The organism is Sinorhizobium sp. P24N7 (assembly GCF_042436655.1).
GTDB lineage: Bacteria > Pseudomonadota > Alphaproteobacteria > Rhizobiales > Rhizobiaceae > Sinorhizobium > Sinorhizobium meliloti_A.
The window spans coordinates 93,042-105,540 of record NZ_JBHMIW010000008.1; the positions used below are offsets into that span (position 1 = coordinate 93,042).

Genomic DNA, 12,499 nt, shown 5'->3' on the forward strand with positions numbered 1-12,499 from the left:
CGCAGCCACTCCCATAAGCGGACTCAATGTTTGTCATTGAGTCCGGCTATTTGCGTTGCGGGCATCATGCCCGCCTAATATGCCCAGAATAAACGCAACAAATGAGGGCGCTATGAAACTGGGCATTTCGAAAATTTCCCGCGGTCTTGCCGCCACCGTGATCGCTGGCATCGTCGGACTTTCCGCTCATACGGCTGCCATGGCCGAAACAACGATCCGTCTCGGCCACGTGCTTGCCGACACCCATAGCTGGCACAAGGCCTCGACGGACTTCGCCAAGGAGGTCTCGGAGAAGACGGAAGGCCGCGTCAAGATCGAGATCTTCCCCTCCGGCCAACTCGGCACGGAGAAGGAAGTCATCGAGGGCATGCAGATCGGCACCATCCAGGGCGGCCTGATCGGCAGCGGCTCCTTCCAGTTCGTCGAACCGAAGTTCGGCATCATCGAAATGCCCTATGCCTGGACCAGTCGCGAACAGGCTTTTGCCGCGCTCGACGGCAAGCTCGGCACAGCGCTTGCCGATCTGCTTCGGCCGAAAGGCATCGAGGTTCTCGCCTGGTGGGAAAACGGCTTCCGCAACATCACCAACAACAAGCATCCGATCGTCAAGCCGGCCGATCTCGCCGGCATCAAGATCCGCGTAACCCCGGACAAGGTTCGGCTGGCGACGTTCGAACGTCTCGGCGCGCAGCCGGCGCCGCTGGCCTTCGGCGAGCTATACTCGGCCCTGCAGCAGGGCGTGTTCGACGCCCAGGAAAATCCGCTCTCGATCATCGATGCCTCGTCGTTCTACGAAGTACAGAAATACGTTTCGATGACCGGCCACATCTGGGGCGCCGCATGCCTGACGGTGTCGAGCATGACCTGGGCGCAGGTTTCCCCGGAGGATCAGGCCATCGTGAAGGAAGCGGCCGTCAAGTGGGGCAACGCTCAGCGCCAGATGGTTGCCGATAACGAGGTCGCGCTGATCGAGAAGCTGAAATCGAAAGGCATGCAGTTCAACGAGGTGAACAAGGCTGCCTTCGTCGACGCCCTGAAGCCGATCTGGGAGAGCGAGAAGGACGTCTTCGGTCCCGAGCTGCTTGAAGTCATGGACAGCTACCGCAAGTGATGCGGTCGTCCTGACCGCCGGTTGCGGGCAGGACGTTTCCCATCGCCGGGCCATGTCCGTCCGTCCACACCAGCGAGGCTTCCATGCAAGACGCATCGACACCGCGCCCGCGGATTTCCAATGCCATAGACAACGTAGCCCGCGCGGCGGGCGGCCTGGCCATCGCCACCTTCACCGCCATCATCGTCTACGTCGTCATTTGCCGTTATGCCCTTTCCTTCACACCACGCTGGTCGGAGGAGATCCCGCGTCTTCTCTTGGTTTGGGTGACGTTCATCGGTGCGGTTTCCGCCTTCGTCCGCAACACGCATCTTTGCGCCGGCCTGACGGATCTGCTCGTTGCGCCCGGCCGGTTCCGTTCCTTCCTGGCCGTACTCGCGCGTCTGGCATCCCTCCTGTTCCTGGTCGTCGTCATCTGGTCCGGATGGAAGATAACGGTGCTGACATGGTCGCATGAAACCACGGTCCTGAGCTGGCCCGCCGGGCTCGTCTATCTCGCGCTGCCGGTCACCGGCGCCATCGCCTTCGTTGCCCTCGTTGCCGCGGAACTGCGCAAATGAGCCTTGCCCTTCTCGTCCTCTTTGCGGTCTTCATTCTTTTGCTCCTGATCGATGCACCGATCGCGATTGCGCTTGCGCTTTCCTCGGTCGCTTATCTGCTGGTCGGCGATGTCTTGCCGCTGATGGTGGTCGCGCAACGCATGGTCGCGGGGATCGACAGCTTCACGCTGCTTGCAATCCCGCTTTTCCTGCTCGCCGGTTTGCTGATGGTGCATGGGGGGCTCGCCCCGAGGATCGTCAATCTCTGCGCGGCTGTCGTGGGACAGCGGACGGGTGGTCTCGCCATCGTGATGATTGCCGCCTGCATGATGTTCGGCTCGCTCTCGGGATCGGGTGTCGCTGACGTGGTGGCGATCGGTTCCATGCTGCTGCCGGCCATGAAGGAGCGCGGCTACGATCCGGGCTTCTCCGCCGCAGGTCTCGGCTGCGCCGGTTCGCTTGGCACGGTCATTCCGCCGTCTATTGTCCTGATCGTCTACGGAACGGCGACCGGAACGTCGATCGGGCAACTTTTCATCCACTCGATCGGTCCAGGTATTCTGCTCGGTCTCGGGCTGATGGTCGTCGCGTGGTGGATTTCCCGCAAAAACGGTTGGAAGGGCGGGGAACCGTTCAGCTGGACTCGGCTGGGCACCGCTCTGCGCGAATCCGTGCTTGCCCTGCTCGCGCCGGTCATCATCGTCGGCGGCATCCGCTTCGGCATCTTCACGCCGACGGAGGCAGCGGGCATCGGCGTCGCCTATGCGCTGCTCGTCGGGGCTTTCGTCTATCGCCAGCTGACGTTCGCCAAGGTCTTCGGCCTCTTGCGCGACACGACGGAAATGACCGGTTCCATCCTCATCGTCATCGCGGCCGCCTCAGTCTTCGGCTGGATCCTGACGGTCGAGCAGGTTCCGCAGCTCGTCGTCAATGCCATCACCGGCGCGACCGAGAGCGCCACGGTCGCTCTCATACTGATGATGGTCGCGGTCCTGGTCCTTGGCACTTTCATGGAATCGATCGCCATCATTCTCATCCTTGCGCCCGTTTTCCTGCCGGTGCTGCGGGTCTTCGAGATCGACCCGGTCTATTTCGGCGTACTGCTGACCATCAACCTGGCGATCGGCGCCAACACACCGCCACTCGGCATCGACCTGATGGCCGCGTGCCGCACCGGTGGCATTCCGATGTCGGCGTCCTTCCGCTACCTGCTGCCGTTCATCGGCGTCATGGCGCTCATCATGTTCCTCCTCATTCTCTTCCCGGGGCTGATGACACTGATGTCGCTCGGAATGTGAGCCGCTTCGTCCGCAATTGCATTTGAAAGGTGAACCATGTCGTTCGCATCGAACACCCGTGCCAACATCGATCGCTTCTGGTCGACCATCGAGACTTCCGCCGAAATCGGCCAGGGGCGGCCGGGCGGTCTCGCCCGCCTCACGCTGACGGACGATGATCGCAGAATGCGCGACCTGTTCGTCAACTGGTGTCGTGATGCGGGGCTGAGCGTCGAGATCGATGAACTCGGCAACATCTTCGGGCGGCGCGAAGGAAGCGACCCGTCGCTGCCGCCGGTGCTGATCGGCAGCCATCTCGATACCCAGATCAACGGTGGTCGCTTCGATGGGATTGCCGGCGTTCTTTCCGGACTAGAGGTGATCCGTACGCTGAACGACGTCGGTCACGTCACCCGCCGTCCGATCGTCATCGTCAACTGGACGAATGAGGAGGGAGCGCGCTTCTCGCCGCCCATGGTCGCATCCGGCTGCTTCGTCGGGGCCTATGACGGGGACTGGGTCAAAGAGCTCGTCTCCGACGACGGAGCGCGTTTTGGCGCCGAGCTCGAGCGCATCGGTTACAACGGAAACAAGCCCTGTCGTGCCGGTGAGATCGATGCCTATTACGAGTTGCATATCGAGCAGGGGCCGATCCTCGACCTCGAGCAACGCGATATCGGAGTGGTGACGGGCGGATATCCGAGCTACGGGATGAGGGTGCGCTTTACGGGAAAGACGGCGCATACCGGCCCGACTCCGATGGACCTGCGCCGCAATGCGCTGATCGCGGGCGCACGCTGGCTCACTGCCGTGGACGACATCGGCTGGGACTTTGCCGTCGGCGACGGCAAGGCGACAGGCGCCCGGCTGGCGGCGTGGCCGAACAAACCGGGCATCCTCTCCGACACGGCCCAAGCGATCTGCGACGTTCGCCATCCCGATGCGGCGACCGCGCGCGTCATGGGTGAAAAGATGCGCCGTGCCGTCTTCGAAAGCGCCGCCCGCGCCGGCTGCGACGCGGTGATAGAGGACGAGTGGTTTTGGGGCGGGGACATCTTCGATCACGCGATGGTGGATGGTATCCGGGCGGAAGCGGTCCGGATGGGCTACGACTGGCGTGACATCCAGTCCCAGGCCGGCCACGATGCCTATTTCCTCGCGCGACATTGCCCGACGGCAATGATCTTCACGCCCTGCAAGGGCGGCATCACCCACAACAACGAGGAAGACTGCGACCGCGACGATCTTGCGCCGGGCCTCAATGTCCTGTTGCACGCCGTCGTGGCGCGCGCCGACCGCTGATCGATCGGAGCACTTCCAGGAAGATTGCGTACCGGCTTTCCGCCGGGACGTTCTCAGTGCATTTCCGGGTAGAGCGAACGTAGCTCCTGCATCAGGTCGATGAAATGTTGCTCGGCGCGGGAATAGTCACCTTCCGGGTGCGTCACCAAAAACACGTCCGCGCCGAGCGGATAACCCTTGATTTCGAGCGGCCAGAGAAGTCCGCTCGCGACTTCGTCGTGAACGGCCGTCAACGGGAGAATTCCGATCCCGAGGCCGGCGACGATCATGCGTCTCACCTCCTCGAGATTTGGGCTTTGCCCGCTGATCCGTTCGCCGAGACCGAGGCTTTGGCTGAGGACCGCCATCGGCTCGAGACCCATGCCTTCGGTGGCGCAGGTAAAGGAAACAAAGGATTCCTGCCGCAATTCCCTCTTCTCCACCTCCTTACGGCCGAAGAGGGGATGCTCAGCGCCGCAATAGACGCTGAATTCTTCGCGAAACAGCAACTGACAATTCAGGCTGAAGACGGGGCGCGACAGGAGACATAATCCTATTCCGCATTTCTCCATCTGGATCCGCTTGACCGTGTCCTGGCTGTTCTGGACCTCCATCACCCAGGTTACGGAGGGATAGCGCTGATGGTAGAGACGCAACGCTTCGTTTATGAGCGGGGACTCGAGGTTCGAGATGATCTGGATGCGCACCTCGCCGAACTCCTCGGCGGTTCTTTCCTGCGTGAGCTGGCCAATCCGCTCGACGGCACGGAAGATCTCACCGCATTCCTCGTAGATTTTCTGCCCTCGGGCCGTCAGCTCGAACTTCCGACTGCCGCGGAGGACGAGCTGACAGGCCAACTGCTCCTCCAGTCGTTGCAGCGCCTGACTGACCGATGGCTGGCTCATGTTCAGCCGGGCCGCTGCCCGCGTGAGGCTTCGCTCTTCGGCGATCATGAAAAACGATCGCAGGAGATTGAGATTGAGATCTGTCGACATCGTACGGGCCTATCCAATTGCAACTCCACTCACGTGGGGTCGGCACCAGCTGCTGAACCACGATGGCAGTGCAGCTTCCCGGAGAGATAGAGCACCGACACGTCGAAGCTCAAGAGTGCTGAATTGGCCCGCCGCCGCGCGCAGCCTTTCAGTAGGCCGGCATCAGGCCAGGGGTTTGCTTGCGCGGATCGCAAAGCGATGCTGGCTTCTGCGCGCAAGGCCCTTGAACAGATTCCAGTTCTTTGCCTGCATCCGGTGTATCTCTCCGAGATCGGTATCGACCGTGATGTCGGCGAAACCGGCCGCCCGCAACAATTCGACGACGGCCTCGGCGCGCGCTCCTTGCGAGAAGTGGACGCGGGCAAGAATGCTTCGATGCGTTTCCAGCATCTCGCGCGGCTGTGATGGAGCCTCGGGCCCGAGTAGGCCGACACGCTGCCCCCAGGCGTTCAGCGACGAAAAGAACCGCTCGAGCCGGGTCGAGTTGACGAAATCGCCGTCGACGACGAGAAGCCTGCCGCCGGGCTTGAGGACGCGAAGCCATTCCCTGAAGGCTGCGGCCGGGTCCACCAGCGTCCAAACGAGATGCCGGTTCACGACGACGTCATAGTGGTCGTCCGGCTCCATGGTATTTTCCGCGTCGCCAATGCGGAAGGAAATATCGCGACCGCGGCTCTTCGCTTTTTGCCGCGCGCGTTCCAGCATCGGCTCGGCCCAGTCTATACCCGCCACCCGGAAGCCGAGATCGTCGAGAAGGTGCGAGACCACTCCGGTCCCGCTCGCAAGATCGAGCGCCGAGCGACCGGCTCCCTCGCCGAGATGGCGCAGGACGAGCCGATGCCAGGCGGCGCGTTCCTCCTCGGAAAAAATCTCGTGGCCGGGAGAGAGATCGAAAGTGGCCGCACGTTGCGACCAATAGGCTTTGATTTCATCGCGAAGATCATAATTGGGCCGCGTTGCAACGTCGCTCATTTTCAGTCCCGGTGTCGTCTGTTTGGAAGCGTTCTAAAAGATATATGTTGACTGGTAAAGTCATGAAATATTAGAAGGCACCGAATTTCGAAGGAGCAGGGAACGATGAAGGTTTTCAACATGGTGGCCGCTGCCGCCGCGGGTTTCTGCACGCTTGTTTCGAGCGCCGCGTTCGCCGACGCCATCAAGGTAACCGATGTCACCGGTCGCGAGGTCGAAGTCAATGTGCCGGTCGAGCATGTGATCCTCGGAGAGGGGCGCCAGATCTACTTTGTCGGCGCTCTCGACAAGGACGAGCCGTTCAAGCGGGTCGTCGGCTGGCGCGACGACCTCACCAAGGCGGACCCCGAGACATACGCCGCCTTTCTCGAGAAGTATCCCGAGATTGCCAAGCTGCCGACCTTCGGCGGCATGAAGGACGGCACCTTCGACGTTGAGCAGGCGGTGGCGCTGAAGCCGGACGTCATGCTGATGAATATCGATGCCAAGACGGCGACGGAGGAAGCGGGCTACATCGAGAAGCTCCAAAAAGTCGGCATTCCGCTCGTCTATGTCGATTTCCGCGAAAAGCCGATGGAGAACACCGAACCGAGCATGCGCCTTATCGGCAAGCTGTTCGGCGAGGAGGCAAAGGCCGAGGAATTCATCAAATTCCGTGCCGACAGCATCGCCAAGGTGACCGATACCCTCGCAAAGGCCGATCCGAAGAAGCCGCTCGTGTTCATGGAGCGCGCCGGGGGCTATTCGGATGACTGCTGCATGTCGTTCGGCAACGAGAACTTCGGCAAGATGGTCGAGCTCGCAGGCGGCGTGAACATGGCGAAGGACATCATTCCCGGCACCTTCGGCACCGTCAATCCGGAGCAGGTCATCGCGTCCAACCCCGACCAGATCATCATCACGGGCGGCAACTGGGAGGGTTACGTTCCTGGCGGTGCCTGGGTCGGTGTCGGCTACGGCGCTGACGAGAAGGAGGCGCAGCGCAAGCTCGAAGCCCTCACCACGCGTCCTGCCTTCACCGGTGTGAAGGCGGTCAAGGACGGCAATGTCCATGCCATCTGGCATCAGTTCTACAACAACCCCTACCAGTTCGTGGCCATACAGCAGATAGCGAAGTGGCTGCATCCGGATCTGTTCAAGGATCTCGATCCGGAGGCGACGTTCAAGGAACTGCACGAGCGCTTCCTGCCATTGCCCTACAAGAGCGGCTACTTCGTCTCCCTGAAGTAAGGCTCCAAGTTCGGAAGACGTCAGCCTTCCGATTTCCCGTTCGCGAGGTTCCGATGCCGATACTGAGGAAGGCTCTTCTTGCGCTTGCCGCCGTCGCAATTGCCGCGGCGCCGGTGACCGCGGCGGAAATCACCGACGTTACCGGACGAAAGATCGAACTCGATCTCCCGGCAAAACGGATATTGCTGGGAGAGGCGCGCCAGATTCACATCGCGGCGCCACTGAAGCGCGAATCCGTCTTCGATACGATCGTCGGCTGGCGCGACGACCTGATCAAGAAGGATCCGGACTCGTATGCGGGTTACCTCGAGCGCTTTCCGGAGATCGAAAAGCTGCCGCGTTTCGGTTACATCCCGAGCGGTGATTTCAGCCTGGAGGCGGCAATCGCGCTGAAGCCCGATGTGCTGACGCTCAATCTCGAAGCCGAAGAAGCAGTCGAAGAGTCGGGCTTCATCGAAAAGGCGGCAGCCGCGGGCATAGCCGTGGTCTATCTCGACTTCCGGGTGGACCCGTCGAAGAACAGTGAGAAATCCATCCGGATTCTTGGCCAGCTCTTCGGCGCGGAGACACGGGCGGACGAGTTCATCGAGTACCGGCGCGCCCAGATCGCTGTCGTGAGCGAGCGGCTGGCCAAAGCCGGAGCGGTCGACCGCCCCACGGTCTTCATCGAGCGCTCGCCCGGAATAACGGGCGAGACGGCATGCTGTCGGACCTTCGGCCCGGCGAATTTCGGCGAGATGGTCGAAAAGGCCGGCGGTCACAATATCGGATCCGACGTATTCACGACCACGTTCGGCGATCTCAATCCCGAGCAGCTCGTCGTCGCGAATCCCGAGCATGTGATCGTCACCGGCAGCAACTGGTCGGCCGAGTCGGACCTGAACCAGTTCGTGAGCGTCGGACGCGGCGCCGATCCAGCGGCGGCACGGGAGCGGCTGAAGGGCCTGATGCAGCGGCCGGCTTTTGCGAACCTCGAAGCGGTGAGGGTTGGCAGGGTCTATGCCGCCTGGCACCAGTTCTATGGCGCGCCCTATGAGTTCGTGCCGATCCAGCAATTCGCCAAATGGTTCCATCCGGACCTTTTTGCGGATATCGATCCGGACCGGACCTTCCGCGAATTCCACGAGAAATTCCTTCCGGTTGCCTATCGGCCGGGCTATTTCGTGTCGCTCACCGACGGAGAGAAATGATGGCCGCTATCGCCGAGGAGACCGCAGGCATCGAAGGGCGTGGTCGGTACCGCGCTCTCGTCTTTCGCCGGCTCTTCATGCTGTCGGGACTCGTCGCCGCCCTGTTCATCTCCGTCGCCGTCGACATGGCGCTCGGGCCGGCCAATTATTCCCTTTCGGACGTTCTGACGGCCCTGTTTCATGCCGAAACGGTAACCGATCAGCTTCGCGTCGTGATCTGGGACATACGCATGCCCATCGCGCTGATGGCCGTGACGGTCGGCGCCTCGCTCTCTCTCGCCGGCGCGCAGATGCAGACGATCCTGGCCAATCCGCTGGCAAGTCCGTTCACGCTGGGCATCTCGGCCGCGGCCGGCTTTGGCGCGGCGCTCGGCCTCGTCGCGGGCGTTGCCGTCTTCCCGGTCGCCGTTCAGTACATGGTGCCGCTCAATGCCTTCCTGATGGCTATGATAGCGGCGCTCTTCATCCATTTCGCCTCCACCATGCGCGGGGTCACCGTCGAAACGATCGTCCTTCTGGGCATCGCACTCGTCTTCACCTTCAACGCGGCGCTGTCGCTGCTCGAATATCTTGCTTCAGAACAGGCGCTTGCGGCGGTCGTGTTCTGGACGATGGGCAGTCTCACCAAAGCGACATGGCCGAAGGTCTGGGTCACGGCCGCCGTACTGCTCGTCGCGGTGCCGGTCTTCGCACGCCGCGCCTGGGCGCTGACGGCGCTCCGGCTCGGCGACGACAAGGCGGCGAGCTTCGGCATCAATGTCCGCCGCCTCAGGCTCGAAACGATGCTGACGGTCAGCCTGCTCGCGGCCATCCCGGTGTCCTTCGTCGGAACGATCGGTTTCGTCGGTCTCGTCGGACCGCATATCGCCCGCATGCTCGTCGGCGAAGACCAGCGGTTCTTCCTGCCGGCCTCCGTCCTTTGCGGCGCGCTGCTGCTCTCCGTAACGTCGGTGGTCAGCAAGATGATCATTCCCGGAGCGGTGCTGCCGATCGGCATCATCACCGCGCTCGTCGGCGTACCCTTCTTCTTCGTGCTGATTTTCACCAACAGGAAGCGCGCATGGTAAGCCTCGCCCTCAAGGATGTCGGCGCCACCTATGGCCGGCGTGTGGTCCTTTCCGACATCAACACAGGCACATTGAGGGGCGGGCAACTCACCGCCGTCATCGGTCCGAACGCGGCCGGGAAGTCGACGCTGTTCAAGCGGATCGCCGGCCTTGCCGCCGGTCCGGGCCTCGTCCATCTTTCCGATACGGCCAATGGCGCGGAAGCAATCTGCTACATGCCGCAGGATACCGGCGCCAATGCCGTCCTGACGGTCTACGAGTCGGTGCTGCTTTCCGCCAAACAGGGTTCGGGCTGGAAGGTCAAGGACGGCGAACTGGCGGAAATCGACCGCGTGCTTGCGGCGCTCAAGATCGAGGATCTCGCCTTTCGCGGCCTTGGTGAACTTTCCGGAGGACAGCGCCAGCTCGTCTCCATCGCGCAGGCGCTGGTGCGCAAGCCCGAGGTCCTGCTGATGGACGAACCGACCTCGGCGCTCGATCTCTTCCGCCAGATCGAGGTGCTCGGCTTCATGAAGCAGCTCGCCGCTCAATCCGGCATGGCGGTGCTGATCGCCCTGCACGACCTGAACCACGCGCTGCGCTATTGCGAGGATACGATCGTGATCAGCGGGGGATCGGTCGTGGCCAGCGGCCCGACCCATGCCGTCGTCACCGCCGACATGCTGAAAACGGTCTATCGCGTCGAGGCGCGCGTCGAAGCCTGTTCTCGCGGGCGGCCGGTCATCATCGTCGACGACTCCCTCGCCTTCGGGTGAAGTGCCGCCTCAAGCGGAGATGAAGGCAAAGGCACGGTCGCGCTCCGACATCTGCGCCACTTCGAGCGGCCAGGAAATGGCGAGGTGCGGGTCGAGCGGATTGAGCCCGCCTTCCGCTTCGGGCGCATAGGGCTTGTCATGCAGGTAGACGAGTTCGCAATTCTCGCTCAGCGTCTGAAAGCCATGGGCAAACCCGCCGGGGATCATCATCGAGCGGGCATTCTCCGCGCTCAGGTTTTCACCGTGCCATTGCAGATAAGTGGGCGAATCCGGCCTGATGTCGACGGCGACATCGAATACGGTGCCGGCCAGGCACGAGACGAACTTCGCCTCGTCATGGGGCTGCCGCTGGAAGTGCATGCCACGGATCGTGCCCTTCGCTCGCGTCAGGGTGTGGTTGATCTGCGCGATCGTTCCGTCAGCGCCGAAATCGCGCAATTCGTCCCGGCAGAAGAAGCGTGAGAAAAAGCCGCGTTCGTCGCCGGTTTGCTTGCGCTCGAAGACCGTGAGGCCGGCGAGAGACGTGGAGAGACGATTGAAGCGCGACATGAATTCCTCGATACAGCGTTCCCGACCGTTGCTTCTTGCACGATCCGGCGTTGACGCGGCAAGCGCTAACTGGAAAAGAGGAAACCGAGACAGCCCTCTATCGCGCCGAGCGTCTCATCAGATGCGCAAAGGCTGGAGCGGGATGCGGGCGGAAAACCGCACACACTTTCCTCATCCCGCTCTCGAAATATCGGAGTCATCATGATCGAGGTGCATCCCTCGGCTAAGATCAGCCCCCTCTGCGATATCGAGGGTTCCGTGCGGGGCACACGGATCGTCGTCGGAGAAGCATCGGTCATCGACAGCTTCGTCAAGATCAAACCGGCGGGCGGCACCGGCGACCTCACGATCGGCCGCTTCTGTTATGTCAACAGCGGCTGCGTCTTCTATACCGGCAACGGCATAAGCATCGCCGACAATGTCTTGATCGCGGCCAATTGTACCTTCGCTCCGGTCAATCACGCCTATGGCGACCGGGATCGCCTGATCCGGGAACAGGGCTTCCTGCCGAGCCGCGGCGGCATCGTCGTCGAGGAGGATGTCTGGATAGGGGCGAATTCGGTGATCCTCGACGGCGCCCTGTTGCGCAAAGGCTGTGTCATCGCCGCCGGATCCATCGTGCGCGGCGAGGTCGAAGCCTACACCGTCTGCGGCGGCAATCCGCTGAGGCGCCTGGGGGTGCGATCGTGATGTTCACGGTTTTCGGCGGTTCCGGTTTCATTGGGCGCAATCTCGTCCGCCGATTGCGCGAACGGGGTGCCGAGGTGCGTGTTTCCTCCCGCGCCGACATGCCGGCCTCCGGCGAGGACCTCGGCCATGTCATCTATGCCATCGGCCTTACGGCCGATTTCCGCACTCGGCCATTCGACACGATCGAAGCGCATGTCTCGCTCGCAGCGAAGCTCCTGCGTGAGAATGCGTTTTCGTCATTTCTCTATCTCTCGTCCACTCGAGTCTATGCCGGCAGCGAGGATACGCGCGAGGAAGCTCGGCTGTCGGTCTCGCCTCTCGATCCTTCGGATCTCTACAATCTCTCCAAGTTGACGGGGGAAGCGATCTGCCTCGCCTCCGGCCGCGAGAAGGTGCGGATCGCGCGCTTGTCGAACGTCGTCGGGCCTGACGAGGCGAAGTCGGACACGTTCCTCGGCGCGCTGTGCCGCGAGGCGGGCAGCGGCCATATCCAGCTCCAAACCGCGCTCGATTCGAGCAAGGACTATATCTGGATCGATGATGCCGTGGGCCTCCTCTTGCGGATCGCGCAGGAGGGCCGCAATTCCGTCTACAACGTCGCAAGCGGCCGTCAGACGAGCCACGCCGAGTGGTGCGCAGCCATCCAATCCCGGACGAAATGCTCCGTAGCTGTGGACGACGGTGCGCCGACAGGTTCATTCGCATCGATCTCCGTCGACAGGTCGAAGGACGAGTTCGCTTTTGCTGCAGCACCTGTGCTAGAGCGCATCGCAGAAATCCTGGGCGAGGGAGAGCCGGATACCGGTTGCCACCCGCGGCCCTTCAGAAGAAGCAGGATCTGAC

13 protein-coding genes are annotated in these 12,499 nt (G+C 62.1%); 10 read left to right on the forward strand and 3 right to left on the reverse strand.

The window, feature by feature from the left end:
* Positions 1-112: 112 nt before the first annotated feature.
* The 4 genes from ACFHWW_RS15815 to ACFHWW_RS15830 all read left to right on the forward strand — a co-directional run bounded on the left by ACFHWW_RS15815 (position 113) and on the right by ACFHWW_RS15830 (position 4,229).
* Positions 113-1,111: a DctP family TRAP transporter solute-binding subunit gene (locus ACFHWW_RS15815; RefSeq protein ID WP_379939161.1), complete on the forward strand. Its 999-nt coding sequence runs from the start codon at positions 113-115 to the stop codon at positions 1,109-1,111.
* 83 nt (positions 1,112-1,194) lie between these two features.
* Positions 1,195-1,671 carry a TRAP transporter small permease gene (locus ACFHWW_RS15820; protein ID WP_379939163.1) on the forward strand — a complete coding sequence of 159 codons (477 nt, stop codon included), beginning with the start codon at positions 1,195-1,197 and terminating at the stop codon, positions 1,669-1,671.
* Entirely contained in the window at positions 1,668-2,948 is a 1,281-nt protein-coding gene (locus tag ACFHWW_RS15825; protein WP_100671551.1) for a TRAP transporter large permease, read from the forward strand. The genes ACFHWW_RS15820 and ACFHWW_RS15825 overlap by 4 nt, the downstream gene beginning before the upstream one ends.
* 36 nt (positions 2,949-2,984) lie before the next feature.
* On the forward strand, positions 2,985-4,229 hold the full coding sequence (locus ACFHWW_RS15830) for a Zn-dependent hydrolase (protein ID WP_338281649.1): 1,245 nt from the start codon (positions 2,985-2,987) through the stop codon (positions 4,227-4,229).
* A gap of 53 nt (positions 4,230-4,282) precedes the next feature.
* Here ACFHWW_RS15830 and ACFHWW_RS15835 read toward each other — a convergent pair whose 3' ends face one another.
* A complete protein-coding gene (locus ACFHWW_RS15835) occupies positions 4,283-5,203 on the reverse strand; it encodes a LysR family transcriptional regulator (RefSeq protein WP_338281647.1) in 921 nt (306 codons plus the stop codon).
* A gap of 162 nt (positions 5,204-5,365) precedes the next feature.
* Complete coding sequence (locus ACFHWW_RS15840) at positions 5,366-6,175, reverse strand: class I SAM-dependent methyltransferase (RefSeq protein ID WP_379939166.1); 810 nt, start codon at positions 6,173-6,175, stop codon at positions 5,366-5,368.
* 105 nt (positions 6,176-6,280) lie between these two features.
* Between ACFHWW_RS15840 and ACFHWW_RS15845 the strand changes: the two genes are divergently transcribed.
* Genes ACFHWW_RS15845 through ACFHWW_RS15860 form a run of 4 tightly spaced genes read left to right on the forward strand, consistent with a single transcriptional unit; the run spans position 6,281 to position 10,417 of the window.
* On the forward strand, positions 6,281-7,405 hold the full coding sequence (locus ACFHWW_RS15845) for an ABC transporter substrate-binding protein (RefSeq protein WP_338281643.1): 1,125 nt from the start codon (positions 6,281-6,283) through the stop codon (positions 7,403-7,405).
* A 53-nt stretch (positions 7,406-7,458) separates the two neighbouring features.
* Positions 7,459-8,595: an ABC transporter substrate-binding protein gene (locus ACFHWW_RS15850; RefSeq protein ID WP_379939168.1), complete on the forward strand. Its 1,137-nt coding sequence runs from the start codon at positions 7,459-7,461 to the stop codon at positions 8,593-8,595.
* Positions 8,592-9,662: an iron ABC transporter permease gene (locus ACFHWW_RS15855; protein WP_033047834.1), complete on the forward strand. Its 1,071-nt coding sequence runs from the start codon at positions 8,592-8,594 to the stop codon at positions 9,660-9,662. Before ACFHWW_RS15850 ends, ACFHWW_RS15855 begins: the two co-directional genes overlap by 4 nt.
* Positions 9,656-10,417, forward strand: coding sequence for an ABC transporter ATP-binding protein (locus ACFHWW_RS15860; RefSeq protein WP_338281638.1), 762 nt, complete (start codon positions 9,656-9,658; stop codon positions 10,415-10,417). The genes ACFHWW_RS15855 and ACFHWW_RS15860 overlap by 7 nt, the downstream gene beginning before the upstream one ends.
* Positions 10,418-10,426: 9 nt before the next feature.
* Here the strand turns inward: ACFHWW_RS15860 and rfbC are convergent, their stop codons facing one another.
* Positions 10,427-10,966 (reverse strand): dTDP-4-dehydrorhamnose 3,5-epimerase, encoded by a 540-nt coding sequence (gene rfbC / locus ACFHWW_RS15865; protein ID WP_379939171.1) that lies wholly within the window; start codon positions 10,964-10,966, stop codon positions 10,427-10,429.
* A gap of 201 nt (positions 10,967-11,167) precedes the next feature.
* Between rfbC and ACFHWW_RS15870 the strand changes: the two genes are divergently transcribed.
* Positions 11,168-11,656 carry an acyltransferase gene (locus ACFHWW_RS15870; RefSeq protein ID WP_338281635.1) on the forward strand — a complete coding sequence of 163 codons (489 nt, stop codon included), beginning with the start codon at positions 11,168-11,170 and terminating at the stop codon, positions 11,654-11,656.
* Complete coding sequence (locus tag ACFHWW_RS15875; protein ID WP_338281633.1) at positions 11,656-12,498, forward strand: SDR family oxidoreductase; 843 nt, start codon at positions 11,656-11,658, stop codon at positions 12,496-12,498. Before ACFHWW_RS15870 ends, ACFHWW_RS15875 begins: the two co-directional genes overlap by 1 nt.
* Position 12,499: the final 1 nt, after the last annotated feature.